Below are 26,053 nucleotides of genomic sequence, written 5' to 3'. Positions count from 1 at the left end.
TGCGCATGCTCGACCTGCAGGTCGCTCCGAACGGGGACGTCGATCACCCCGCGATGCCGCGGACCCCCGAGCAGATCGCCGCCGATGCCGCCGCCTGCGTCCGCGCCGGAGCGACGCTGCTGCACCTCCACGTCTTCGACGACGACGGGCAGGAGACCCTCGGAGGCGTCCACGTCGCCCGGGTGCTCCGTGCGGTGCGCGCCGTGTGCCCCGGGACGCCGATCAACCTCACCACCTTCGCGGCCGTCGTCCCCGATCCCGCAGAGCGCCTCCGGCTCGTCGAGTCGTGGACCGACCTCCCCGACCTGGTGGCGGCGAACCAGGGAGAGACCGGGATCGACGAGGTCAGCGCCGTCCTCGCCGCCCGCGGAGTCGCCGTCGAGGCGTGCGTGCTCAGCGTGGACGACGTCCGGGTCTTCCTGCGCCGCGGTGGGTGGGCGCACTTCGCCAGGCTCGTGGTCGAGCCACTGGAACCCGTGCTCGCCGACGCCCTGTCCCTGTCGGAGGAGATGGAGGCCTTGCTGTCGACCGAGGACGTCCGGCTCCCGCAGCTGCACCACGGCGTCGGTGCGGCCTCGTGGGGCATCATGCGTCGAGCCGTCGCGAACGGGCACGCCATCCGCACGGGGTTCGAGGACACGGTGCACCTCGAGGACGGGTCACGGGTGGAGTCGAACACCGAACTCGTGCGCGCCGCCGCGGCCCTCAGGTCCGCCGGCGAGCCACGTGCCAGCGCGACCGGCTAGCGCCTCGGGCCGTCGCGGAGCTGCGCCCGGTACGTGCCCGGTGCCGTCCCGCAGGCCCGGGTGAAGTGCGCGTAGAAGCTCGACTGCGACCCGAAGCCCGCCGCGTGCGCGATCTCCGAGATCGTCAGCGAGGTGGTCGCGAGCAACCGCTGCGACTCGGCGACCCGGCAGCGCGTCAGGTACTCCAGGATCGTCGCGCCGACGTCCTGACGGAACACCGTCATCGCGTAGTGCGGGTGCAGGTGCGCCGCGGCAGCCACGTCGGCGACCTCGATCGGGTCCCGGAACCGGTCGACGACGAACCGCACCATGTCGATCACCCGGTGCATCGCGTCCGCGGTGCCGTGTCCGTCCTCGGCGCGCAGGGCGAGGGCGTCACGGTGGTGGCGGAGGAGCCGCCGGACGAGCGCCTGGGCCTCGAGGTTCGCGATCACCTCGGCGCCGTCGTCCGCGAAGTCCCGCTGCCACGACCCCAGCATCGACTCGACGTCCCGACCGGCGGCGGCCGTGGGCACGACGACGGGCCGGTTGAGGAGCATGGCGCCCAGGTCGTGGTCGGGCAGCCCCCACGCCAGGACCTCGCCGAGCGGGATGTGCACCCAGCGGAACTGCCCGGTCCCGGTCGCGTCGCCGACGAGCTGGTGGGGTGTCCACCCCCAGAAGAGTGCGATCTGCCCGGCGTGGACGCTCACGGGCGCACCGCCGAACCGGTAGTCCAGCCGCCCCTCGAGGACGAGGTTGATCTCGAGGTCGTCGTGCCGGTGCGACGACGCCATGAGCGGCGCCGGGCCGCGATGGCTCCAGTACGCCGCTTCCACCGTCTCCACGTCGAGCACACCGCGAGCCTACGACAGCGCACCGCCCGACCGGCAGGGCCGGCACCGCCCGCTCGGCCGGGCGGGCACCCGTCGGGGAGCAGCCCGTCCGAGGATCCTGGAACCCTCCCGTCCGAAGCCGGAGGACCCGGGGGAGCCTCGCTTCCTAGCGTGACGACATGACCAAGATCACCATCATCGGCGCCGGCGGCTTCGTCTTCCCCTTCCGCCTCATCGGCGACCTCGTGAGCTTCCCCGCACTGCAGGACGCGACCCTGCACCTCATGGACCTCGACGCGGGCAGGGTCGCCCGCACCGCGACGGCCGCACGCGAACTCGTGGCCCACCACGGGCTCGGGGTCGAGGTCCTCGAGACCACCGACCGGCGCGAAGCCCTCGACGGCGCCGACGTCGTCATCATCACGTTCCAGGTCGGCGGGGTCGAGTCGTACCGGTGGGACGTCGAGATCCCGCGGAGGTACGGCATCGACCAGGCGGTCGGCGACACCGTCGGCCCCGGCGGCGTCTTCCGGTTCCTCCGGTCCGTCCGCGCCTACGAGGACATCGCCCGTGACGCCCTCGAGCTCTGCCCGGACGCCCAGTTCATCAACTACGCCAACCCGATGGCGATGGCGACGGCGTTCCTCAACGCGAAGGGCCTGCGCACCGTCGGGCTGTGCCACAGCGTGCAGGGGACGACGCGGATGCTCGCCCGGACCCTCGACGTGCCGTACGACGAGGTCGAGTTCGTCAGCGCCGGCATCAACCACCAGGCCTGGATCCTCGAGTTCCGCCGCCGGGGCGGCGAGGACCTGTACCCGCGCCTCCGCGAGGTCATGTCCGCCAAGCACCGGCGGGGGACCGCGGCGTCCGACCTGCACGACGACGACGGTGACCACAGCGAGGCCGCCGTCGCCGCGAGCAACTACGAGGGCGGGAACGAACAGGTCCGCACTGAGCTGATGCGGTCCTTCGGGTACTTCGAGACCGAGTCCAGCCACCACGCGAGCGAGTACGTCCCGTACTTCCGGAAGGACCCGGAGACCGTGCTCGAGTACATCCCGGAGCGCTGGGACTACTACGAGATCTGCCTCGCGCACGACGAACAGGGCGACGTGGACGCCCAGCTCGAGAAGCTCAAGGCCGACCTGTCGCCGAGCGTGGAGTACGGCGCGTCCATCGTCAACGCGATCGTCACCGGCGTCCCTGCGGTCGTGTACGGCAACGTGCCGAACAGCACGGGCGTCATCCAGAACCTGCCGTCCGACGCCTGCGTCGAGGTCGCGTGCCTGGTCGACGGCAAGGGCGTGCAGCCGACGTCGTTCGGCGAACTCCCGCCCCAGCTCGCCGCGCTCAACCGCACGAACACCAACGTGCAGACGCTCGCCGTGCGCGCCGCACTCACGGGGGACGTGGCACACGTGCACCACGCGGTCGCGCTCGACCCGTTGACCGCAGCGCACCTGACCCTCGACCGGATCGCCGCGATGACCGACGAACTCCTGCACGCGCACGCCGCGCTGCTGCCCGAGTCCCTGCGTCCGGCGTCGGCGGTCACCTCCGGTGCGCCCGCGGGAGCCGACCGGGAGGCTCGTCCCGCGCTCGTCTGACCCCGCACGCCCGGCGCGGGGCCACCGTCCCCGCGCCGGCGCGGCCACCCGTCGGGTCGCGACCGCCGCACCGGTCGCGACCCGTCCACGCGGGGCGCGACGACGCGCCCGCGCAGGCCGCGCCTCCCGTCCGAACGCACACGGCACCACGACCTCGAAGGAGAGGACCATGCCGACCCGACCATCCCCCCAGCTGGCCAGACGGGGGTTCCTCGCGCTCGCCGGCATCTCCATGGCCGGCGCTCTCGCGGCCTGCGCGGGGCAGGGGACCGCCGCGCACGGCGGCACCAAGCACATCCGCCTGTCGACCTGGAACATCCCGACCGACATCACCAGCTACCAGGCGATCGCCGACGAGTTCGTCGCCACGCACCCCGGCACGAGCGTCGCCGTCGAGGTCACGACGGGCCAGTTCCACCAGTGGTTCATCACCCGCCTCGCCGCCGACCTCGCCCCGGACATCATCCGGATCACCCCGCAGCAGATCGGTCGGTACGCCGCCAACGGCAGCCTGGTCGACATCAGCGGGCAGGTTCCCGCCGACTACCGGGCCGACTACACGGACCCGTTCTGGGCGATCGGCGCTCGGAACGACGGCGTGTACGGGGTGTTCCAGCACACCGACAACTTCATCACCTACTACAACCGCACCGTCATGGAACGCATCGGCGTCACGCCGCCGACCGCCGTCGCGGACGCCTGGACGTGGGACGAGTTCCTCGACGTCGCCCGCGAGGTCAAGCAGGTCACCGGGAAGTACGCCTTCGGCTACGGCTGGAGCGGACCGGAGACCGCGTACCGGTGGCTGCCCTTCGTGTACCAGAACAGCGGCGCCTTCCTCGGCGAGGACGGAGCGACCCCGTCGATGGACACCCCCGAGGCGATCGGTGCCCTCGAGTTCGGACGGAAGTGGTACGCCGAGGGCCTCGCCACCACGGGCAACCTCAGCAAGACCGGCGGCGGCGACGTCGCCCGGAACCTCTTCATGACGGGGCAGATCGGGATGATGCTCAACAACCCCGAGCCGATGGCACAGCTCGACGAGGAGATGCCCGACGACTGGGGCACCGCGCCGATGGTGCGCAACACCGGCGAGGCGAGCGACCTGGGCGGGAACGCCCTGGCGGTCACCAAGTCGAGCCGGTACCCGGAGCTTGCAGCGGAACTCGTCGTGATGATCACGAGCCGGGCGAACGTCGAACGCTTCTGCCACGACGGCAACTGGCTGCCGGCGCGGAAGTCCCTCGACGCCGCCGACATCGGGTACGCGACCCACTCCGACACCATGCAGCAGTTCATCGACCAGGGCGCGACGATCCCGCTGTCGATGGTGAAGGCCGAGAGCGGGCAGTACTTCGCGTCGCTCAACGCGGTCTTCGCCGACTACCTCGACCTGTGTCTCCTCGGGCAGCTCAGCCCGGAGGACGCAGCAGACCAGATGATGGGGGCGATGCGCAGTGTCACTGCGAACTGAGACCGCGCCGGTGCACCCGGCGACGACCAGGCCGCCGACCGGCGGGCTCCGCGCCGGACGGGCCACCCGGTCGCGACGGGGCCGCTTCGTCCCGTACGTCTTCATCGGTCCCGCGGGACTGCTCTTCCTGGCGTTCTCGCTCGTCCCGATCGTCATCGCGGTCCTGCTGAGCCTGCGCGACAGCAGCACCTCGATCGGCGACGGGGAGTGGATCGGGGGCAGCAACTTCGTCTCCATGGGCTCGGACCCGTTGATCGTGACCGCGCTGCGGAACACGCTCGTGTTCACGATCGGGACCGTCCCGACGTCGATGGCGATCGGACTCGCGCTCGCCGTGGCGCTCAACCGACCGCTGCCCGGTCGCGGGGTCTTCCGTGCGCTGTTCTTCGTCCCGATGGTCGCAGCGGGCGTGGTCGTCGGCGTCGTCATGTCGTGGATCTTCAACGGTGACTACGGCGTGGTGAACAACCTGCTCGAAGCCCTCGGGCTGGGACGGTCGCCGTGGTTGACCGCTCCCGGGTGGGCGATGGCCACGCTGGTGATCGTCGTGGTGTGGACCCGCATCGGGTTCTGCATGGTGATCTACCTCGGGGCGCTGCAGTCCGTCCCCGCCGAGCTCAAGGAGGCCGCAGCGATCGACGGGGCGTCCCGCTGGGCCCGGTTCCGGACGATCACGTGGCCGCTCCTCCGACCGACCACGTCGATCCTCACGATCCTCAACGTGGTGTTCTCGCTGCAGGCGTTCGACGTCATCTACGTGATGACCGGCGGCGGTCCGGGCTTCTCCACCACCGTGCTCATCCAGTACGTGTTCCGGTCGGCGTTCATCGACGCCCGGATGGGCTACGCGGCAGCCCTCGGACTGGTGCTGGTCGCGATCCTGCTCGTGTTCACGCTGCTGCGGCAGCGGGCCGACCGCAAGGCGGAGGAGGTGCTCTGATGGCCGTCCTGGAGACCCGTGGTCGTTCGGCCACACCGCGCGCCCGGAGACGTCACCGCCCGCGTCGGTGGTTGCTCGTCGCCGTCCTGACCGCACTGGCGGTCGTGATGGTGTTCCCGCTGTACTGGATGGTGGTGTCTGCGCTCACGCCCGGAGGGCAGTCGCAGAGCGGCTCGTTCTACCTCTTCCCCGCAGAGCCCTCGTTCGACAACTACGCCCAGGTGTTCAGCACCCAGCCGGTGTGGCGGTGGCTCGGCAACTCGGCGCTCATCACGAGCCTGGGTACCGCGCTGAGCGTCGTCGTGTCACTCATGGCCGGGTACGCGCTCGCGAAGTTCCGGTTCCTCGGCCGCGGTCTGCTCTACGCCGCGTTCCTCGTCACGATCATGATCCCGATCCAGGTGACGATCGTGCCGAGTTTCCTCGTCGTCGCGAAGATGGGGCTCGTCGACTCCCCGTGGGCGGTGATCCTGCCGACGCTGTTCGACGTCGTCGGGATCTTCATCGCCCGGCAGTTCATGCTCGGCGTCCCGGACGCGCTGATGGAGGCCGCCCGGCTCGACGGTGCGGGGGAGTTCCAGACGTTCTTCCGCGTGGTGCTGCCGTCGTGCGGACCGCTGGTCGGTGTCCTCGTCATCCTCGGCTTCATGACCCGGTGGAACGACTTCCTCTGGCCGCTCGTCGTGCTGCAGGGCAACGAGAACCTCACCGTGCCGGTGGCGCTCTCGACCCTGACGAACAACCCGGCGTTCAGCTCCCCGTGGGGGGCCGTGATGGCGATCGCGACGGTGACCGTGCTCCCGTTGCTGGTGGTGTTCCTGGCCTTCCAGCGGCAGTTCGTGCAGGGCATCGCGTCGACCGGCATCAAGTAGGACCGGTGTCGGTGCCGCCCCCGGAGCGTGGCACCGACACCGTTCCGCCGCCCGGTCAGGCAGTCGTCAGGACCCCGCTGTCTCGAGCATCGCGAGCACGTGGGGCGCGCTCCACCGGAACAGCGCGTCCGACGGCGGTGACGCGAGGTCCTCGCCCCAGATCGCGACCGCCGCGCCCGACATCGGTGCGGCGAGCCGCGACCCGGAGTCACCGTCCCACGTCCGCAACGACCAGTGGGCCCGGAGGTCGGCCGCCGTGTACGCGCTGTCGGCGGGGTCGAGGTCGGTCGGCACCTCGTACAGGTAGTAGGAGTCGTAGTTCAGCAGGTCGGTCCCCACCGCCGCCAGGTCGTCCGCGCCGGCTCGGTGGGCTCGGCGGTCGCGGCGCTCCGCCGGGTCCTCGGTGTCGCCGTCGAAGCTCCAGTACGTGACGTGGATGCGCGGGTCCAGCCGTCCGACGACGGCCCGGTCGATGCCGTCGTTCCAGGCCCAGACCTCCCGGTCACCGACGGCGGCGGCCATCGTGTTCAACCACCCGACCCGCTGGGCCGCCGTGGCGTCGTCGCCCCACTCGTCGCCGCCGATGTGCACGGTGCGGCTGGCCGGGAAGGTCCGGGTCACCTCGCGCAGCAGGTCTGCGGCGAGGCGGGCACTCGCCGGCGCCGTCACGTCGAGTTCGCTCTCGTCGGCTCGGATCCGGTCGACCCAGCGCGCACCGTGCCGGGCCTCGAGCAGGGCGAACGCAGCCGCCATGTGCCCCGGTGTGTCGATCTCGGGCACGATCGTGATGCCGCGCCGTGCCGCGTGGTCGGCGATCTCGCGCGCCTGCGCGGCGCTGAGGAAGGGACGGCCCGTGACCCGGCTGGTCCACACGCCGTCCTCGAGGTCGGCGTTCGCCGTGGTCTGCCCGAGCACCGCACTCTCGATGCCGACGTTCTGGTCGTCGGTCAGGTGCAGGTGCAGGAAGCGCCCACCGTCGTCCGCGAGCAGGTCGACGTACTGCTCGATGAGCGGGACCGGGTAGTACGCGCGAGCGACGTCGAGCATCACCCCGGTGGTCGGTCGTGCGGGTGCGGACCGGCCGGTCCTGACCGAGGCGGCCGACGCCCGGCACCCGGCCGCCGCGTACGCACCGGTGCAGGCGCGGACGGCGTACGTCCCGGCCGGTGCGCGTGCCGGTGCCCGGTGCGACACCCGGACGGTCGTGCTCGCCCCGGCAGCGAGCGATGGGATCCCGACGTGCCCGAGCGTGTACTGCCGGCTGCCGGCGGTCAGCGAGAGCCAGGCGTCGCGGGCCGGCTTGCGGGTCGTCGAGTGGTTCGTGAAGCGCAGCGTCGTCCGGACGGTCGTCCGGGTCGCCGTGACGCTGCTGGTCGCGGTGAGCTTCGTCGCGGTGACGCTGGGGGCGCGCCCCGCGGTGCCGGCTCCGGCAGGGTCGCCGCTCGGCACGAGCGTGTCGACACCCACCAGGACCGCCGCGCACGTGACGATCGTCAGGGCGAGCGCAGCGGCGCGAGCTGCGCGGCGGCGACGCGGGGGTCCGCTCTCCGCGGGTGCCCGCGACCCCTGGCCTTCCTCGTCGGATCCTGCACGCGCCACGACGTCCCACCCCTCGGTCACCGCGCCGTGCACGGGGGTCGTGCTGTGCGGTCCTGCTCCGACCCGGGTCGAGCAGACAGGCCCGACTGTAGCGGAGCGCGGACGCGCTGCGGGCGCTGCAGCCCGCCGAGGGGACGCCGCCCGGTCCCCGCGCGGGGAGACGACCTGCCGGTGACGGACGGGAGGCGCGCGGCGGGACCGCCGCGTTCCTCCCGTCCGGTGCGGCGCGGCATCCCACCGGACCGCACCGCAACGGCGGAGCACCCCGCTACGGAATCCCGCAAGACCGCAATGCGGTTCCCCTGTGCTTGTGGAGCGACACACCCGAGAGTACGTTCAGCCCAACGCTCAGCGTCGGAGTGGGACCACGGTCCCCGATCCGGGCTGGCGACATGCAGCGACGGGGGGATCCGGCGCTGTCCCGACCCTCTCCGCACCGCTGACCCAGGCGGCTCCCGCGTCACCCTGCGCGGCGTGCCGTCGTGCGGTGCTGCCGAGTGTCGTGTTCCGTACCCGAAACCGAACACCGCACGAAGGACCCGACCTCATGCACCCGCTCGTCCTCTTCGCGTCGCAGACCTCGACCCAGGTCGTGCTCGACAACATCGCCGCCTTCGGTCACGAAGCGCTCAAGTACTTCCCGATCGGCATCGCCGGCATCATCGTCTGGGCACTGTGGCTCTACCGCGTCGTGCTCTCGGCGCGCGCTCGTCCGGTCGAGAACGGCTTCCGCACGACGACCTCGGTCGTGGTGCCGTCCTTCCACGAGGACCCGGACATCCTGCTCCGCTGCCTCGACTCCTGGCGGGAGCAGCACCCGGACGAGATCATCATCGTCCTCGACGTGGCGGACACCGAGGCGTACCGCCGGATCGTGGCGGTGGGCGACCCCACCGTCAAGCCGGTGCTGTTCCACCACGTCGGCAAGCGGAGCGCGCTCGGCGAGGGCATCCGTCGGGCGAAGTACGACGTCCTGGTCCTGGTGGACTCGGACACCTCGTGGGAGCCCGGTCTCCTCGAAGCCGTGCAGATGCCCTTCGTCGACGAGCGCGTCGGCGGTGTCGGCACGCAGCAGAACGTCTACCAGCGGAACTCGAGCATCTGGCGCATCATCGCCGACTGGCTGGTCAACCTGCGGTACTTCAACTACGTCCCGGCGATGGGCGCGGCGGGTGCGGTCCCGATCCTGTCCGGTCGGACCGCGGCCTACCGGCGCTCCGCCGTGCTGCCGGTGCTCGACAACCTCGAGAACGAGTTCTTCCTCGGCCGCCGGTGCATCGCCGGGGACGACGGCCGTCTGACGTGGCTCGTCATCGCGTCGGGCTACAAGACCGTGCACCAGTCGTCGGCGAAGGCGCTGTCGATGTTCCCGGCGAGCGGCAAGGCGTTCTTCAAGCAGCGCATCCGCTGGAGCCGCAACTCCTACCGCACGTACCTGACGGCGATCGCCAAGGGGTGGGTCTGGCGGGTGCCCTTCGTGACGAAGATCACGGTGCTGCAGATCATCCTGACCCCGGTGACGATGGGCATCACGATGTGGTACCTGCTGTTCAGCCGCCTGGAGCTCAGCACCGTCGGCGTCCTGTTCACCATCGGCTGGCTGCTCTTCGGCCGTGCGGTGCGCGGGGTCTCGAACCTCAAGCGCCACCCGCTCGACCTGCTCGTGCTGCCGATGCTCGCCCTCGTCGTGATCGCGGTCGCCCTGCCGATCAAGGTGTACTCGTTCGTCACCATGAACAAGCAGGGGTGGCTCACCCGGCACGCCGACCAGGTCGGGGGTGACGGGCAGCAGGCTCGGACCCTCCAGCCGGAGACGACGACCGGTCGCCGGGTGGCCTCACCCGGTGTCGTCCTGCCGCAGGGTGCCGTCGCGGCGACCTCCGACGACCAGGCGGTCGCGGCATGAGCGCGCTGACGAAGACGACGCCGCGGCTCGCCGCGGGGCTGCTCGTCGGTGCCGGGCTCCTGCTCACGGGTGTCCTCGGCGTGCCCACCGCCGCCGTCGCGGCGACGACGTCCGCGGCCGCGGCCCCGGTGACGGGACGACCCTACGGGGGCGACCCGGACAAGGAGGCCCGGCTGGTGACGGCCGAGAACGACCGCATCTACAACGTCCGTGCACTGGCCTCGGCGGCGCGGTGGAGCGGCCTCGCGGTCTCGCAGCCGTACCGGCTCGCCACGGGCTCGTCGTACACACTCGTCCTCGTCGCCCGTGGTGCGGCGTACACCGTCGACGACCTCGCACGGCTCGCACCGTCCACGTTCGTCAAGCAGCCGGACGGCTCCTGGTTGCTCAGCGAGAACATCGTCGTCGAGAACGGCGCGACCCTGCGACTCGCGAGCCCCGACGGCCTGCGCATCCACCTCGCGAGCAACCACGAGGGCTTCGTGTCGATCGTCACCCAGGCCGGCAGCCTGCAGGTCGTCGGTTCGGCGAAGGCTCCGGTCACGATCGACGCCTGGGACCCGCAGGCAGGGCGGGTCGACCAGCAGACCTCGGACGGACGGGCGTACGTCCGGGTGCAGGGCGGGACCGCGACCCTGCAGTACGCGGCGTTCTCGCACCTGGGGTTCTGGAGCGGAACGACCGGCGGGGTCTCCCTGACCGGGACGAACCTCTCCACCCTGGACCAGGCCTCCGGCGACCAGCAGGGCAAGACCGAACGGACCACGAAGGACGTCTTCGGCAACGCCATCCTGCCGACCGGCGAGCTGCCGAAGAGCGGCAGCGCCACGGCGAGCGCCGGCGGCTACAGCTACGTGTCCGCCCTCGTGCAGCACGTCACCTTCGCCGGGAACGCCTACGGCCTCTTCCTGACGAGCGCGGACGGCGTGACGATGTCGGACGCCACGGTGGAGCACTCGCTCATCGACGGCCTCGTGCTGCACCGCTACGTCACGAACTCGACGTTCACATCGGTCCGGTCGACGGACAACGCGGTGGACGGGGTGAAGATGACGCGGGCGTCGACCGGCATCGTCCTCAGCCAGGTGACCGCCTCGGACAACGGTCGCAACGGGATCACGCTGAACGGCAGCGGGCTCGCGGCGGGGCCGAACGCGGCCGGCATGCCGACGACGACCTACGGCAACAACGCGCTCTCGGACAGCAACAGCTCCGGCAACGGGCGCTACGGCATCGAGGTGATCGGCGGGAAGAACGTCCGGATCAGCGGGTCGACGGTCGCACGCAACGAGATGGGCATCGTCGTCCGGCACGACGCCGACGACGTGGTCGTCCGCAACAACGTGGTCAAGGACTCGTCGCAGAACGGCATCGCCGTCCTCGACGGGCCCAGTCGCACCGAGGTCTCCGAGAACTCGGTCGACGGCGCGGACATCGGCGTGTACGTCCGGGACAGCGCGACCTCGTCGGTGACGAACAACGCGATCGACGATGCCCGCGTGCACGGGGTCACGATGGTCGGGGCGGTGGGTGGCACGGCCGTCGAGAACAACACGGTGGACGGTCGCGGGCCGAGCGCGATCGACCTCGCCCGGTCCGACGGAGCCGCCCAGCAGGGCAACACGACCGTCGAGTGGCAGTCGACGAAACCGTTCCTCGTCACCCTGCGCGCGGTGTTCCAACCGTTGACGGTGCTGTGGCTCCTGCTACTGACGGTGGTGCTGGTCGCGGCGATCGGCGGGACACGACGTCGACGTCGGGGACAGCGCGAGCTGCCGTACGCGAAGCAGGCACCGCTGTCCAGCTACACCCGCGGCGCGGTGGACCCGGCCTCGCTCGGTCTCCCGCCCGTGGCGGGCCGCGGTACGCACGCTGCCGAGCCGGGTGCGGTCGCACCCTCGGGGAGCTGACCGGTGACGCGACGACCCCGTCGCCTGCGGTCACACCTCGTCGTCGGCGCAGCGGGCCTGGCGGTCGGAGCGCTGGTGGTCGGCGGTGTGTGGGCCGCCACGAGCGGTGCGGACCGGGGGGACGAGCAGGCCGCTCGCCCCCGGCCGACGCCGAGCGTCGAGCAGACCCCGGCCGCGACGCCGAACGGTGTCCCGGACACCCGTGCGACGCCCGACGCGACCGCGACTGGATCGCCCGACGCCGGGACGGGACAGGCCTCCCCGGTCGACACGGCCCGGTGCGACGCCGCCGCGACGACGACGGTCAGCACGGCGAAGGCCCTGGAGAAGGCACTCGACGACGCTCGAGCAGGGGCCGTGATCCGGCTCGCGTCCGGCACGTACACCGGCCGGTTCGAGGCCTCCGCGGCCGGGACGTCGGACGCACCCGTGACGCTGTGCGGCCCGCGTGACGCCGTGCTCGACGGCGGCGACGTGGAGGGCGGGTACGTCCTGCACCTCGACGGCGCGTCCTACTGGCGGCTCGAGGGGTTCACGGTCCGCAACGGGCAGAAGGGCGTCATGTTCGACGACGTCCAGCACTCGACGGTCGACGGCCTCACGGTCACCGACATCGGTGACGAGGGGATCCACCTGCGCGCCGACAGCAGCGACAACACCGTCCGCGGCAACAGCGTCAGCAGGACCGGTCTCCGGAAGCCGCAGTTCGGCGAGGGCATCTACATCGGCTCCTCGAAGAGCAACTGGTGCAAGGTCTCGGACTGCCGTGAGGACCGCAGCGACCGAAACGTCGTCACGGGCAACACCATCGCCGACACCGCTGCCGAGAACGTCGACATCAAGGAGGGGACGACCGGAGGCACCCTCTCCGACAACTCCTTCGACGGTGTCGGGATGCAGGGCGAGAACCACGCCGACTCGTGGGTGGACGTCAAGGGGAACGGGTGGACCGTCACCGGGAACCGGGGCGTCCGCTCACCGCTCGACGGCTTCCAGACCCACGAACTGCTGTCCGGCTGGGGGACCGACAACACCTTCACCGACAACCGCGTCGACCTCGGCAACACCGACGGCGTCGCGTTCGCCCTCCGACCCGTCGAGGGCAACACCGTCTCCTGCGACAACACCGTGGTCGGCTCGAACGAGTTCAGCACCACGGCCTGCACCGACTGACACCCGACGGCCACCGCGGTCCGTCACCACCCACCCTTCGCGACCCGAGAGCGAGCCCTTCCCATGTCTGCTTCCGTCACACCCATCCCCGACACCGCGATGCCGCCGGTCGCCCACCAGCCCCGCCTGACCGTCATCGGCACGGGGTACCTCGGCGCCACCCACGCCGTCTCGATGGCCGTCCTCGGGTACGAGGTCCTCGGCGTCGACGTCGACCCCGCCAAGGTCGAGGCGCTGATGTCCGGCCGGGTGCCCTTCCACGAGCCCGGCCTGCCCGAGCAGCTCGCGCAGGCCCTGGCGTCCGGTCGGCTGCGGTTCACCTCGTCACTGCGCGAGGCCGCCGAGTTCGGCGACGTCCACTTCGTCTGCGTGGGCACGCCCCAGCAGCGGGGGTCGCACGCCGCCGACATGACGTACGTCGACTCCGCCTTCCGCGAGCTCGCGATGCACATCGACCGCCGCGCGCTCGTCGTCGGGAAGTCGACCGTGCCGGTCGGGACCGCCGAACGGCTCGCCGCGCTCGTCGCGGAGGTCGCCCCCGCCGGGACCGAGGTCGAGGTCGCCTGGAACCCGGAGTTCCTCCGCGAGGGCTACGCCGTGCAGGACACGCTGCACCCCGACCGGCTCGTCTTCGGCGTGCAGACGGCGTGGGCCGAGGCGCAGCTGCGTGCAGCCTTCCGCCCGGTCCTCGACGAGGGGACGCCGCTGGTCGTGGCCGACCTGCCGACGGCGGAACTCGTCAAGGTGGCCGCCAACTCGTTCCTCGCGACGAAGATCTCCTTCATCAACGCGATGGCGGAGGTCTGCGAGGCGGCCGGTGCGGACGTCAGCGTCCTGGCGAGCGCCCTGTCCCACGACACCCGCATCGGCGGCCGCTTCCTCAAGCCCGGCCTCGGCTTCGGTGGCGGGTGCCTGCCGAAGGACATCCGCGCGTTCTCGGCCCGGGCGCAGGAGCTCGGTGTCGGCCAGGCGGTCCGCTTCCTCGACGAGGTCGACGCGATCAACCTGCGCCGCCGCCAGCGGACCGTCGACCTGGTCACGGAGATGGCGGAGGGGGACCTGGCGGGCAAGCGGATCGCGGCGCTCGGCGCGGCGTTCAAGCCGAACTCCGACGACATCCGCGATGCGCCGGCGCTCGACGTCGCACGGATGCTCGACGAGGCGGGTGCCGTCGTCACCGTGTACGACCCCGAGGCGATGGAGAACGCCGCGCGCGCCTACCCGACCCTGCGGTACGCGCCGTCGCTCACCGCGGCGGTGATCGATGCGGACGTGGTCGTGCTGCTGACCGAGTGGGAGCAGTTCCGCACGGTGGACCCGCACGACCTCGGCGCGCTCGTCCACCACCGACGCATCGTCGACGGCCGGCACGCGCTCGACGCGGACGCGTACCGCGCGGCCGGCTGGGAGCACCGTGCGCTCGGCCGACCGTCCGCGTCCGGCACGGTGGAGATCGCGGTCGACGAGCAGGACCGCCTGCAGGCCACGGCCTGACGGCCGGACGTCTCGGTGGGGGTACCACCGAGGACGCGCCCGGTTCACGACGACGTGCACCGGGCGGTGCGGAGGAGGCGGCTTCGGGCAGTGCCGCCCCTCCGCGCAGGGTGCTGCTCAGGCGCCGAGCAGCTCGGCGGCCTCGCGCACCGCGGTCGGGGCTCCGGCGAGGTGCCAGTCGTGCCCGTGGGCCCGGACGACGGTGGCCGCGCCACCGGCGCCCTCGACGAGCGCCCGCCCCGGGAGCCAGTCCCAGTCGGCGCAGTCGGTCTGCACCCAGAGGCCGATGCGGCCCGCTGCGACGTCCACCAGGTCGCAGGACCCCGACCCGCTGATCCGGACCGTTGCCGCCGCTGCCAGGAGCGCCGTCATGGGCGCCGCCTCGGCGGCGCGCAGGTGCGAGCTGTTGAGGAAGGTCGCCACGCTCGTCGCGGCGAGGGTCACGTCCTGCACCGGCGGCACGGCCTCGCCGTCACGGGTCGTCACCCCGTCCGACGCCACCCACGTCTCGTCGGCGAGCGGACGACGGACCGCACCGACCCGGAGCACGCCGTCGACCTCGAGCGACACCGCGCTGCACCACGCGGGCAGGCCGGCGACGTAGTTGAACGTCCCGTCGATCGGGTCGACGGTCCACCGGCGTCCGTGGGTCGCCTCGGACCGGGTGCCCTCCTCGCCGAGCACCCCGTCGTCCGGGCGGTGCTCGAGCAGCATCCGACGGACGAGGTCCTCGGCGGCGCGGTCGGCGGCGGTGACGAGGTCGGCGGCCGAGGTCTTCCGCTCCGCGTCGGTCCCGTCCCGACGCATGTCGGCCGCGAGCCGGGCGGCGTCGGTCACGAGGGCAGCGGCGAGGGCGTGGTCGTCCATCCGGCAACGGTAGCGGGCGGAGGACGGACGACGCAGGCCCGACGTCGCAGCGTCAGGACGTCGTACGGGATCCGGTCCGAGCCGTCAGGACGCCGTCAGGACCGGCTCGGCCCCGAACAGTCCGCCACAGGCTGGTCGTCGTGGACACGAACCGAGACCGACGACCGCTCCCGACACGGCGCACCGGGTGGCACCCGTGGGGCCGGTGCACCGTGCAGCCCGTCTCCCGCGCACTGTGGAGCGGGCGCACGCTCGAGGTGCACGCCCCGGGGACCACCGCGGGCGAGCTCCTGCTGCTCCGAGCGCTCCAGGTCTGGGGTGCGGCCGGCGCACTCGTAGCGGTCGCACTCGTCGTGGCGCTGCACCGCGTGCCGGCGGTCGGCCTCGTCGTCGCCGTCCTGCTCTACGCCGCCGGTCCCGTCCTGCTCGTCCGGGCGACACGGCGGTTGCGTCCCGGGGTCAGACGCTTGACGATCACGGTGTTCCACGGCAACGGTCAGCCGGAGGTGCACGGCGACGTCCGGCTCCTCGAGGCCTCGCTCGACCTGCTCTGCCTGGTCGAGGACGCCGTCCGTCGCGGGCAGGTGTCCCGCGTCGAGTACGAGCAGGTCTGGGGACAGGTGTGGCGGGCGATGCCCGAGCCCGCGGCGCGGGCCGCAGGCCGACCGCGGTCCGGCGAGGTCGCCCAGCGGCGTGGGACCCACCGCTGATGCCGCGGGGACCACCAGACGGGAGGCCCGTGGCGGCCCCGCCCTGCGCCTCCCGTCCGTCGTCCGCTACAGGACCGCCTTCGGCACCCGGTGCAGGGTCACCGCCCCGACCGCTGCGAACGGGTGCAGCGGGTCCGGGTCGCCGGAACCGGTCGGCCCGCCGAGCTTCGAGTCGCCGACCGCGCTGAGCACCGCGTAGGCGTCCTCGGCCGTCCACCCGTGGTCCTCGACGAGGAACGCGAACGCGTCCTCGTAGCCGCGTCGGACACTCTCCTGCACGGGGTCGCCGAGCCCGACGAAGAGCCACTCGTCGGCGGTCTCGATGCGCGGCGCACGGATCGGCCGACCGCCCTGTACGAGGTCGACGGAGACGATCGCGGTGCCCTGCGCCTCGATCGCGACGAAGGACGACTCGCCCTCGGCCATGATCGCGTGGATGTCCCCGATCGACAGCAGGGCACCGGGCACCCGGACCGGCAGGTACACGGTCGAGCCGGGACGCGCCTCGGTGACGTCCATGTTCCCGCCCTCGGCGTACGCCGGCATGATCGTCGAGTTCGTCCCCGATGCCGGTGCGACGCCGATGCAGCCGATCATCGGTCGGACCGGGAAGGCGTGCCGGTCGGTGACGTGCACCACGCCGTCCTCGATCGGGCAGCGGCGGGCGAAGACGCCCTCGGGCATGACGTGCTGGAGCGCGCCCGATCCCGGGAGCGACACCGACCACCCGTGGGTCGTGAGCTGGATGTCGTGGATGTGCACCGCGAGCACGTCACCGGGCTCGGCACCCTCGACCCAGACGGGGCCGGTGACCGGGTTGATCGGTGCCTGCAGCTGCGCCAGGTCGTGGTGCTCGTCGAGTTCGGCGTAGACGGCGTCCGTGGTCTCGAAGCCGATCGTCTCGCCGGTGCCCGGGGTGATCCGGAGCACGGGCTCCCGGTCGGCGGCGAACCCGGGCCGCCCCAGGGTGCTCGGCAGGAAGTGGTCGGGGGTGGTCATCGCTGGCCCTTCTCCGTGGTGGTGGTGTCGAGGCCGCCGACGGACCCCTCGCCCAGTGTGCCGGGCTCCTCCGACCCGACCTCGGTCGAGCGGCCGGTCCGCCGGTAGTAGAGGAACACCGCGGCGCCGACGACGAGCCAGACGATGCCGCCGACCTTCGCCTCGACGGCGGCGTTGAGCAGGACGTAGCCGATGATCAGGAAGCCGATGAGCGGCACGACGAGGTGCAGCAGCCAGTTGCGGGACCTCCCCTTCACGACGTGGTGCACGAAGACCGACACGTGCAGGAGCATGAAGCCGAACAGCGCGCCGAAGTTCACGAGCGACGAGATGGTGTCGATCTGCCCGACGAAGAACAGCACGAGGATCGCGGAGAGCACCGAGACGACGATGATCGCGTTCTGCGGAACGAGCCTGCCGTTCAGCTTGTGCAGGAACGCGGGCAGCTGCCGGTCGCGGCTCATCGAGAAGAGCAGGCGACTCGTCGCGGCCTGGGCGGCCATGGCGTTCGCGATGCCGACGGCGAGCACGTTGACGGCGAAGAACGCGGTGGCCCACCCGCTCGAGGAGGCCTGCTCGACGATGGTGAAGAACGCGTTCCCGGCCTCGCCCTCCGGGAACGAGGCACGACCGCCCGCCAGCGCCGACGCGAGCCACGTCTGCAGCACGAACAGGAACGCGACGATGACGAGTGCCAGGACCATCGCGAGTCCGGCGCCACCGCGGCGACCGGTCGACTCCTCGGACAGCGTGGAGATGCCGTCGAAGCCGAGGAAGCTCAGCACGGCGATCGACAGGGCGCTCGCGATGAGCGGTGCGGACACCTTCGACGGGTCCCACACCTGGTCGGTGCTGAACGAGGCGCCGGGCACGGTCCCGCCGGTCAACGCGACGATCGCGATGACGACGAAGATCGCCACGAAGACGAGCTCGATGAGCAGGAAGATGCGGTTCGCCAGCTTGAGAGACGAGACACCGAGCAGGTTGATCACGGTGTTGATCGCGACGAACACGAGCGCCCAGAGCCAGCGTGGCGTGCCGGGGAAGATGCCGACCATGCTCTCGGCCGCGAACACGTAGAGCAGCGTCGGGACGAGCAGGTAGTCGAGCAGGATCGCCCAGCCCGCGAAGAACCCGGCGGTGGGGTGGATGCCGCGACCGACGTACGAGAACACGCTGCCCGCGAGGGGGATCGACTTCGCCATCTGCGCGTACGCGAGCGCGGTGAAGATCATCGCGACGAGGCCGACCAGGTAGACGAGCGGCACCATGCCGCTCGAGGCGTTGTAGACGGTGCCGAAGATCGCCCACGGGGCGATCGGCACCATGAAGACGAGCCCGTAGACGAGCAGGTCGGTGGTGGAGACGGAGCGCTTGAGCTCCTGCTTGTAGCCGTAGGCCTCGAGCTGCTGCTGTGCAGAGAGCTCGCTGTGCTGCTGCGACATCGTGGTTCCGTTCGGGGAGACGGTGCGTGGGAGGGGGATGACGGACGCCGGGCGTGTGGCTGGGTGGGCACGCCGGTCGGGTCCGGTGGAGTGTCGGCCGGGAGGCGCGTGGCGGGGTTGGGTGCGCGCCTCCCGGCCGGCTGGCTGGTCGCCTCAGCCGGTGGGCTGGTCGTCGTGCTCGGCGAGGAACGCCGCGACCACGCGGCGGAACTCCTCGGGCTGCTCCAAGTGCGAGCAGTGGCTCGCACCGGGGAAGACGTGTTGGCGGACGTCGGCGATGCGCTCGACGAAGGGCTGCCACGTGGCGGGCGTCGCCTCGTCGTGCTCACCGGCGACGACGAGGGTCGGGGTGACCACACGGTCGAGCCGGTCGACGACGGTCCAGTCGCGCATCGTGCCGACGACGTGGAACTCGTTCGGCCCGTTCATGGTGTGGTACACCGTCGGCTCCTGCTCCATCTGGGTCTCGGAGTCGACGAAGTCCTGTGGCATGGGGACGACGCGGCACACGTGGCGCTCGTAGAACACCTGCGTGGCAGCGAGGTACTCGGGGTCGTCGACTGTGCCGGCCTGCTCGTGCCGCGTGAGGGCGTCCTGCACGTCCTCGGGCAGCTGCGCGCGGAGCTCGGCGGCGCCCTCGACCCAGAGCTGCATCGACGCGGGGGAGTTGCAGATCGCCAGGGAGCGGAGGCCCTCCGGCTGCCGGACCGCGATCTCGGAGCCGAGCATGCCGCCCCACGACTGGCCGAGCACGTGGTGGTCGCCGAGACCGAGGTGGTCCACGAGGGCCGCGTACTCGTCCACGAAGAGCTGCGGGGTCCAGTACTCCGTCGGGGCGTCGGGTCGGTGGGAGCTGCGGCCGCAGCCGAACTGGTCGTGGTGCACGACGGTGCGACCGGTCTCGTCGGCCAGTGCCGCGAGGTTCCGGAGGTAGTCGTGCGCCATGCCGGGGCCGCCGTGCAGGACCACGAGCGGGAGCGCACCGGGGGTCGGGGCGTCGGGTTCGGTGACGCGGTACCAGGTCTCGCCGTCCTGGAACGGCATCGTGCCTTCGGTGATGCGGGACATGACGCACAGCATGGACCGGGCAAAGGTTCTCTGCAATACCTTTTCTCGTCCTTTAACGTGGACGAAACGCAAGGAGGGGGCCGAGTGCCAGATCGCGCGACGGAGACCCGTGTCGACGAGGTCGAGGACCGGCTCGTCACCGCCGTGGCCGTCGGGGAGTACCTGCCCGCCTCTCGGCTGCCGCCCGAGCGTGAGCTCGCCGTGCTCCTCGGTGTCGGACGTGTGACCGTGCGCGCGGCCCTCGCGCGACTGGTCGACCGCGGCCTGCTCGAGACACGTCGAGGACGGGGCGGCGGGACCTTCGTCCGTTCGCAGTGGCCGGACTCGTCCTCCGACGCCGTCGCCCGGACGCTGCTCGCCCGCTGGGCCGGCATCCGCGACACCACCGACGCGATCGCCCTGCTGCACGGCGCACTCGCCACCGCAGCGGCCGAGCGGATCACCGACGACGGCCGGACGACGCTCCGCACCCGGCTCGAGGACTTCCGCGCCGCCGCGTCCGGGCTCGAGAAGCAGCAGGCGGACGCGGTGCTGCACCGAGCGATCATCGACGCCGCCGGCAACGCCGTGCTCGCAGCGGCGCTCGCCGACCTCGAGTCGCAGGTGTCGATCGCGGCGCCCGCACACCTCTGGGGCACCGCCGAGGGCATGGCCGAGATGGAGCACCGTGCCCTGCTCGAGCACGAGGGGCTCGTCGACGCCGTCTGCGCCGGGCGGTCGGTCGACGCGGGGGTGCTCGCACGTCGGCACGTCGGCATCGACCTCGAACTGCTCGAGCGCGCGATGCTCCGGGCAGGGCAGGTCCCGACCTCCTGACGGCGTCGGCGGGTCCGCGGGTCCGCCCACGGGGCGGGCTCAGCTCGGCGTCGATCCCTCGAGCCGCGCCTCCTCGGCGTCGTAGCCCGCGCGCACCTGCCGGAGCACCAGGTCGTCGATCTCGTCATCGTCCCGCAGCCGCAGCAGGGTGGCGGCCTTGTGCCGGACCAGGGCGAGCTCGAGCGCGACCGTCGCGTCGTGCCGCTGCAGCGTCGGGTGGTCCTCGTCGTCCTCCTCCCGAGCCTGGATCACGTCGAGGTGGGCCTCCAGGTCGCGTCGGACGCGGTCGATCGTCGCCCGGTCGGCACCTGCCCTGCGCGCCAGGCGGGGGAGCGCGTCGAGCGCTTCCTCGACCGCCGTGCGCTCGGCGTAGCGGCGTTCCTCGCCGACGGACTCGTCCTCGGGGAGCGCCGCGCGCCGCAGGACGGCGGGGAGCACGAGTGCCTGGGCGACGATGGTCACGACGACGACGCCGGCGGTGACGAACACGATGAGGTCGCGGTCGGGGAAGGCGCCCCCGGACTCGAGCGTGCGCGGCACCGCCACCGCCATCGCCAGGGAGACCGCACCGCGGAACCCGGCGAAGCCGCTCACCAGTCGGTCGCGTCGACCCTCCCGCGGCTCGCCGCCGAACCGCCGGGTGACGAGCCAGACGGTTCCTCCGATCGTGCCCTCGAAGGCGAACCGCACGAGCACGAGCACGACGGAGACCGCGAGCACGAGACCGACGCCGCTCCACAGCTCACGGGCGGCGAGGGCACGGGCAGCGACCATCGCCTCGATGCCGACGAGCACGAACAGCGCACCGTTGAGCAGGTACGTGAGGAACGACCAGAAGGCGCGGACCTGCTGGCGGGTCTCCGCCCGGTCGAGCTTCGGAGCGACCTGGCTCACGACGATGCCCGCGGCGACGACGGCGAGCACCCCGGACGCGCCGACGGCCTCGGCGCCGAGGAACGCCGCGAACGGCACGAGCAGCGTGACGAGGTTCTCGAGCACGACCGTGTCGACCCGTCGGAGCACGAGCGAGCCGAGCCACGCGGCGAGGAGTCCGGCCGCGACCCCGCCGACGTACGACAGGACGAGCATGCCGGAGACGTTCCAGAACGTGAGCTCCTGCGTCCCGACGGTCACGGCGACCGCGATGCCGTACACGACCAGGGTGGTGCCGTCGTTCACCAGGCTCTCCGCGCGGAGGACCGTGACGTTCCGGCGGGGCAGCATCTTCGTGAGCACACCCACGGCCGTGGCGTCGGTCGGGGCGACCGCTGCGCCGAGCACCCAGGCCGGCCCCCAGGGCATGCCCAGCAGGTGCAGGAGCGTCGCCACGACGCCGGCGGTCACGACGACGAGCAGCGTGCCCATCAACACGATGCCGCGCAGGTTCTTGCGGATCTCCCGGAGCGACGTGGTGAGGCTCTCCCAGTAGAGCAGTGCGGGGAGGAACAGCAGCAGCACGGCCTCGGCGGGCAGTTCGACCCGACCGAAGGTGGGGACGAAGGCGAGCAGCGCGCCGATGACGAGCAGGAGCACGGGCGGCGCGATCCTGATGCGGTCCGCGACGGCAGCCGTCACGGCGATGGCGAGCCCGAGGGCCACCACCAGTTCTGGACCGAGCACGTGTCTCCTCAGGATTCGTTGCGACGCGTCAGTCAACGCCGAACGTGCTGCACGTCCTTCCCGATCGGTCCGGCACGGATGGTGGAGGGCGGCTATGCTCCACCTGTATGGGGGTACAGTTCGACGACGGCGCCGCGCAGGGACTCGTGACGGCAGCATCACACGCAGACCGGGTCCTCGCTGAGCAGGGGGCAGGGAGACGCAGCTCGGCAGAGTCGGCGTCGCAGGAGTTCCGGGGCGCGTACGCACGCCTCTTCCAACAGGCGTGCGCGACCGAGGCCCAGGATCGAGCCCGCTTGGCGTCGGTGCTCGACGACCTGGCGCGGCAGGTCCGGCTCGCCACGCAGCTGGCCGCCGAGGAGCGCGCTCGGCTCGCCGACGTCGCGGCCTGGGACGCGCGTGAGGCGGACCGCGCTGAACGACGGGACGACGACGCGGTGCAGTGGATCGCCTCGGGGGTGGAGGGGCTCTTCGACCCGCGGCCGACCGCGCCGCCCGTGCAGCCCCCGACGGTCGCCGTCGCGTTCTCGCCCACGCAGCGCATCAGGACCTCGACCGGCTCCGGATCCGCGACGAGCAGCGCTGACCCGACCGACCTCCGGAGCTTCGTGACGCACGCCCGAGCGGCCGACACCGCGCTCCGCGCCGAGGTGGACCGGGTCGGGACCGCGTGGTCGCGCTTCGTTGCCTCGTGTTCGTGGGTGCCGACCGGCGGCCCGGGGTTCGTCGACGGCGCTCGGCGCCTCGTGGACGAGAACGACGCGGACGCAGGATGGATCGAGCACGTCGCTGGCGCCTTCGAGCAGGCGGGCAACGGCACCCTCACCGACCGGGTCCTCGACCTCGTCGTCGCCGCCGCCCTCTCCGCCGAGGGTGTCGACCCCCTCGAGGTCCTGTCGCACATGGATCCGGAGGTCGGAGCGGCATGGCTGGCGGCGAACCCGGACGTCCTCGACCAGCTCGTCGCGGATCCACCCGCGTGGGGGACGTCGTCGACGGTGCTGTCGGCGATCGTCGGAGCGGCCCGCGCCGCCGACCTGCCGCCGACCCGGTACGCCGACGTGCTGCAACGCATGTACGTGACCCGTGCGGCCGAGAAGGTCGGCATCGACATGGCGACGTGGCAGCTGGACCGTGGAGCTCCGGCACTGATGCCGCAGGTCGCCGGCTCGTACGAGTACTACGCGAGCCTGTACCTCGACGATCCCGCCTTCACGTGGGCCGGCATGGCGAACATGGTCGGCCCGGACTTCGCGGCGGGCTTCCTCGACCTGCACTCGTTCCGCGACCACATCCAGACGGCACGTCCGCTGGCGCCTCCGTCGATCCGACCGCTCATCGACCAGCTGGCCGGGATGGGCGACGACGAGATCGCCTTCTACGAACGCACGTTCCTCGGCATGCAGAAGGACATCTTCCTGGACGCTTCGACGATGCACGAGGCCTACCTCGACGGCGGCATGACGAGCATCGACGAGCTCCGTGCCGCGGGGCTCCTCCGCGGTGCGAACGACGACCCGGTCGACGCCGCGCTGTCGGAGCGGCAGACGTACTCCGCCTGGCAGGACATCGACGCCGGCAGGCGCACGGGGGACCAGGACCGCATCGCACAGGGCAACGAGACCCTGCTGCTCCGCGAGCAGCGCGACACCATCCAGGGCGCCTACCAGCAGATGCACGACCGAGAGCCGACCGGTGAGGCCCTCACGACGATGCTGGGGATCGTCGGCGACGCGTCCATCCCCGGAACCAAGACGCTCGGCCAGTTCGAGGGCGGCATCGACGTACCGGTCGACGTGAACCCCTTCAGCCCCGGCACACAGGGCTGGGTGGACCACTGGTACATCCCCCAGGGGAACATCTCGGAGTTCGATACCCGGTGGGACTACATCGAGGGAGACACGCTGCCCGCGTGGCAGCAGCTCGTCCAGGACGACCCCGACCGTGCCCGCGAACTCGTGGGTGGGTCGGTCCCCGATCGGATCCAGCAACGTCGGCTCGACAACCGCATCCCGGAACTCCTCGACAACCTCCACGACTCGGAGCTCGCATGGCACTGAACGCTCGTCGCCCAGGGATCGCGGCAGCGGTCGTCGCCACCGCGGTCGTCGCCCTGCTGTCGGGCTGCGCCGGCCCGCCACCGGGGGCCCAGTCCGACCCCTCCACCCGTCCCGACCGAAGCGAGACCGACGTGCAGCACAACGGCCCCACCCCGACCGCCATGCGCCTCGAGGACGGCGTGGAGGTCTGGGACCTCACCGGCACGCCGAGCGTCGAGGCGTTCGGCGTCGACACCGACGGCGAGTCGCCGGTCCGGAACGCGGTCGCCGCCTACAGCTCCACCGATGATCGACCGGCACGCTTCGTCCTCCCGGGCGACCGGGTCGTCGACCTGCCGGTCGGCGAGGTGATCGTCACCGTCGACGACTACCCGGACGGGCTCACCGACTCCTCCGGCGAGGTCATCACCCCGGCAGGTCGGTCGTTCGTCCTGCAGGTCGAGGGACCGACGACCTCCGGTGCGGCCGCAGGGGTCGCGGCCTACCGGGACGCGCTCGAGTCGGCCGACCTCCCGACGAACGGAGCGGACGAGCTGCAGGAGAAGGTCGAGTCGGTCCCCTCGATCGACGGGACGGAGACGAGCGGGCGGCTGGGCGCGAGCACCGACGTGCCCGTGCCGGACGGGATGTCCGCGGCGCTCAGCTCGCGGTTCCGTCCGTCGGACACGACGCCGACGTTCCGGATGCAGCTCTTCGTCTCCTGGGAGCCGGTGCCGATCCCCTGAACGGCGAGGGGCGGCACGGACCGCGATCGCGTCAGCCCGCCAGGGTCCGCCGCCGGAACCGTCGCGCCCATGCCCGCCACGGCAGCGAGCTGGCCAGCGCGAGACCGATGACGACGGTGCCGAACCAGGCGACGACCACCCCGGGGACCGGCACGAGCAGGCTCGTCCAGAGCAGCACCGCGAGGACCCCGAGGACGTACGCGGCCCCGGCCTTCAGGTACCGGAGGCGCTTGAGCGTCGCCGCCTGGTCCAGGCGCGACGTCGTCCGGGCGAGGAACACCGCGCCGACGGCGATGGCTGCGACCGCGAGTGCGGCCTGCTCGAGCGCACCGAGTCCGTCCACGCCGAGCACGCCCGACCCCGACAGGCTGTACACGCCGTCGAGGATCTCGAACAGCATGAAGACGACGAGCCCGCGTTCGAAGACCACCGTCGAGGCGTAGGCGTGGACCCGCCACGCGCCGCTCGTCCCGACCGCTCCGGTGTCCGTGCCGTCCACGCCCCGCAGCGCCCACCGGGCGATCCGCTTCGACACGAGGTACGCGCCGACGCCGGCCGCGCCGCAGACGGCGACCGGCAGCACCGTGTCAGGGGCCCACGCGTCGTGGCGTCCGACCAGGACGGTCGTGACGAGCACGCCGGTCGCAGCGGTGACCACGGACCAGACGCGCGGCCGCGCGACCCGGGCGAGCCGTGCCTCCAGACCGCCCAGCCAGGACCGCCGTGACAGGCGGTCGGTGTTGAACAGGTACTCGGCGAAGACCAACCAGATGAAGGCCGCGCCGAAGGAAGCCAGTGCGGGACGGACCTCGGCGAGGTGCGCCGAGAAGGACCCGGGGGCGAAGACGGCCTCGTCGACGGCGGACGCGGGGTCCGCCGCTCCGCCGACGGCGACGGCCGCGGGTGGCAGGAGCAGGCGCATCGCGAGCACTCCGGCGACGATGCCGAGCGACAGGAAGAGCCGTCGTGCGGGGGAGTGCAGCCGACCGGCGATGCCCGCCATCGGGACCGACGAGTCCGCGGCCATCGCGATCTCGAGCAGGGCGAGTGCGGCGAAGGCCAGGGCGGCTGCCGGGCCGAGGGTGACCCACGCGGCGGCGGCGGCCGCCACGGTGAGGACGAGGGGGACGGTCAGGAGCGATCTCGTGGCCATGTCCCCATGCAGCACCTGTCGGCTGGATCGCGCATCCGTCCCGTCTGGCAG

21 protein-coding genes are annotated in these 26,053 nt (G+C 71.8%); 13 read left to right on the top strand and 8 right to left on the bottom strand.

Translation table 11 applies throughout. The features are described 5' to 3' along the window. Window positions 1-5 precede the first annotated feature (5 nt). Window positions 6-746, top strand: a complete 741-nt coding sequence (locus ACIP6W_RS09950; RefSeq protein WP_251155440.1) for a 3-keto-5-aminohexanoate cleavage protein — start codon at window positions 6-8, stop codon at window positions 744-746. On the opposite strand, the gene ACIP6W_RS09945 is transcribed toward ACIP6W_RS09950, so the two are convergent. Continuing rightward, window positions 743-1,582 (bottom strand): helix-turn-helix domain-containing protein, encoded by an 840-nt coding sequence (locus tag ACIP6W_RS09945; protein WP_400429244.1) that lies wholly within the window; start codon window positions 1,580-1,582, stop codon window positions 743-745. The genes ACIP6W_RS09950 and ACIP6W_RS09945 overlap by 4 nt on opposite strands. A 158-nt stretch (window positions 1,583-1,740) precedes the next feature. Between ACIP6W_RS09945 and melA the strand changes: the two genes are divergently transcribed. From melA to ACIP6W_RS09925, 4 genes are all read left to right on the top strand, one after another. Beyond that, window positions 1,741-3,171 (top strand): alpha-galactosidase, encoded by a 1,431-nt coding sequence (gene melA, locus ACIP6W_RS09940; RefSeq protein ID WP_311205362.1) that lies wholly within the window; start codon window positions 1,741-1,743, stop codon window positions 3,169-3,171. A 169-nt stretch (window positions 3,172-3,340) separates the two neighbouring features. Beyond that, complete coding sequence (locus ACIP6W_RS09935; protein ID WP_235426583.1) at window positions 3,341-4,645, top strand: ABC transporter substrate-binding protein; 1,305 nt, start codon at window positions 3,341-3,343, stop codon at window positions 4,643-4,645. Continuing rightward, complete coding sequence (locus tag ACIP6W_RS09930; protein ID WP_400429239.1) at window positions 4,629-5,585, top strand: carbohydrate ABC transporter permease; 957 nt, start codon at window positions 4,629-4,631, stop codon at window positions 5,583-5,585. Before ACIP6W_RS09935 ends, ACIP6W_RS09930 begins: the two co-directional genes overlap by 17 nt. After that, a complete protein-coding gene (locus ACIP6W_RS09925; protein ID WP_400338050.1) occupies window positions 5,585-6,457 on the top strand; it encodes a carbohydrate ABC transporter permease in 873 nt (290 codons plus the stop codon). Before ACIP6W_RS09930 ends, ACIP6W_RS09925 begins: the two co-directional genes overlap by 1 nt. Window positions 6,458-6,523: 66 nt before the next feature. On the opposite strand, the gene ACIP6W_RS09920 is transcribed toward ACIP6W_RS09925, so the two are convergent. Further along, window positions 6,524-8,056: a family 20 glycosylhydrolase gene (locus ACIP6W_RS09920; RefSeq protein ID WP_209682740.1), complete on the bottom strand. Its 1,533-nt coding sequence runs from the start codon at window positions 8,054-8,056 to the stop codon at window positions 6,524-6,526. 547 nt (window positions 8,057-8,603) lie between these two features. Here ACIP6W_RS09920 and ACIP6W_RS09915 point away from each other — a divergent pair. The 4 genes from ACIP6W_RS09915 (at window position 8,604) to ACIP6W_RS09900 (ending at window position 14,539) form a co-directional block, all read left to right on the top strand. Next, window positions 8,604-9,962, top strand: coding sequence for a glycosyltransferase (locus tag ACIP6W_RS09915; protein ID WP_209682738.1), 1,359 nt, complete (start codon window positions 8,604-8,606; stop codon window positions 9,960-9,962). Beyond that, window positions 9,959-11,872, top strand: a complete 1,914-nt coding sequence (locus tag ACIP6W_RS09910) for a right-handed parallel beta-helix repeat-containing protein (protein WP_066654144.1) — start codon at window positions 9,959-9,961, stop codon at window positions 11,870-11,872. The genes ACIP6W_RS09915 and ACIP6W_RS09910 overlap by 4 nt, the downstream gene beginning before the upstream one ends. 3 nt (window positions 11,873-11,875) lie before the next feature. Continuing rightward, a complete protein-coding gene (locus ACIP6W_RS09905) occupies window positions 11,876-13,045 on the top strand; it encodes a right-handed parallel beta-helix repeat-containing protein (RefSeq protein ID WP_066654146.1) in 1,170 nt (389 codons plus the stop codon). Between the two features lie 63 nt (window positions 13,046-13,108). Further along, window positions 13,109-14,539: a UDP-glucose/GDP-mannose dehydrogenase family protein gene (locus ACIP6W_RS09900; RefSeq protein WP_200884143.1), complete on the top strand. Its 1,431-nt coding sequence runs from the start codon at window positions 13,109-13,111 to the stop codon at window positions 14,537-14,539. A gap of 117 nt (window positions 14,540-14,656) precedes the next feature. Here ACIP6W_RS09900 and ACIP6W_RS09895 read toward each other — a convergent pair whose 3' ends face one another. Beyond that, on the bottom strand, window positions 14,657-15,406 hold the full coding sequence (locus ACIP6W_RS09895) for an inositol monophosphatase family protein (RefSeq protein ID WP_066654151.1): 750 nt from the start codon (window positions 15,404-15,406) through the stop codon (window positions 14,657-14,659). A gap of 140 nt (window positions 15,407-15,546) precedes the next feature. Between ACIP6W_RS09895 and ACIP6W_RS09890 the strand changes: the two genes are divergently transcribed. Then, window positions 15,547-16,116: a DUF6611 family protein gene (locus ACIP6W_RS09890; protein ID WP_066654152.1), complete on the top strand. Its 570-nt coding sequence runs from the start codon at window positions 15,547-15,549 to the stop codon at window positions 16,114-16,116. Between the two features lie 66 nt (window positions 16,117-16,182). Here the strand turns inward: ACIP6W_RS09890 and ACIP6W_RS09885 are convergent, their stop codons facing one another. The 3 genes from ACIP6W_RS09885 to ACIP6W_RS09875 all read right to left on the bottom strand — a co-directional run bounded on the left by ACIP6W_RS09885 (window position 16,183) and on the right by ACIP6W_RS09875 (window position 19,628). Next, on the bottom strand, window positions 16,183-17,115 hold the full coding sequence (locus ACIP6W_RS09885) for an acetamidase/formamidase family protein (protein WP_251155443.1): 933 nt from the start codon (window positions 17,113-17,115) through the stop codon (window positions 16,183-16,185). Continuing rightward, window positions 17,112-18,560: an APC family permease gene (locus ACIP6W_RS09880; protein ID WP_400429234.1), complete on the bottom strand. Its 1,449-nt coding sequence runs from the start codon at window positions 18,558-18,560 to the stop codon at window positions 17,112-17,114. Before ACIP6W_RS09880 ends, ACIP6W_RS09885 begins: the two co-directional genes overlap by 4 nt. 153 nt (window positions 18,561-18,713) lie before the next feature. Further along, window positions 18,714-19,628 (bottom strand): proline iminopeptidase-family hydrolase, encoded by a 915-nt coding sequence (locus tag ACIP6W_RS09875; protein ID WP_400429231.1) that lies wholly within the window; start codon window positions 19,626-19,628, stop codon window positions 18,714-18,716. Window positions 19,629-19,712: 84 nt separating this feature from the next. Here ACIP6W_RS09875 and ACIP6W_RS09870 point away from each other — a divergent pair, with 84 nt between their 5' ends. Further along, window positions 19,713-20,444, top strand: coding sequence for a FadR/GntR family transcriptional regulator (locus tag ACIP6W_RS09870; protein WP_251155446.1), 732 nt, complete (start codon window positions 19,713-19,715; stop codon window positions 20,442-20,444). Between the two features lie 39 nt (window positions 20,445-20,483). On the opposite strand, the gene ACIP6W_RS09865 is transcribed toward ACIP6W_RS09870, so the two are convergent. Continuing rightward, a complete protein-coding gene (locus ACIP6W_RS09865; protein WP_400429228.1) occupies window positions 20,484-22,064 on the bottom strand; it encodes a Na+/H+ antiporter in 1,581 nt (526 codons plus the stop codon). A gap of 107 nt (window positions 22,065-22,171) precedes the next feature. Between ACIP6W_RS09865 and ACIP6W_RS09860 the strand changes: the two genes are divergently transcribed. Together ACIP6W_RS09860 and ACIP6W_RS09855 are read left to right on the top strand one after the other, a co-directional pair. Then, on the top strand, window positions 22,172-24,124 hold the full coding sequence (locus ACIP6W_RS09860) for a hypothetical protein (RefSeq protein WP_400429225.1): 1,953 nt from the start codon (window positions 22,172-22,174) through the stop codon (window positions 24,122-24,124). Beyond that, the gene (locus ACIP6W_RS09855) at window positions 24,115-24,849 is read left to right on the top strand and encodes a hypothetical protein (RefSeq protein ID WP_066654178.1); all 735 of its coding nucleotides are present in this window, start codon (window positions 24,115-24,117) and stop codon (window positions 24,847-24,849) included. The genes ACIP6W_RS09860 and ACIP6W_RS09855 overlap by 10 nt, the downstream gene beginning before the upstream one ends. Before the next feature lie 31 nt (window positions 24,850-24,880). On the opposite strand, the gene ACIP6W_RS09850 is transcribed toward ACIP6W_RS09855, so the two are convergent. Beyond that, on the bottom strand, window positions 24,881-26,002 hold the full coding sequence (locus ACIP6W_RS09850) for a DUF475 domain-containing protein (protein WP_311205370.1): 1,122 nt from the start codon (window positions 26,000-26,002) through the stop codon (window positions 24,881-24,883). Window positions 26,003-26,053 lie beyond the last annotated feature (51 nt).

It is taken from the genome of Curtobacterium sp. NPDC088465 (assembly GCF_044753165.1).
Taxonomy (GTDB): Bacteria; Actinomycetota; Actinomycetes; order Actinomycetales; family Microbacteriaceae; genus Curtobacterium.
This window is presented reverse-complemented; position numbering and strand designations above follow the sequence as displayed.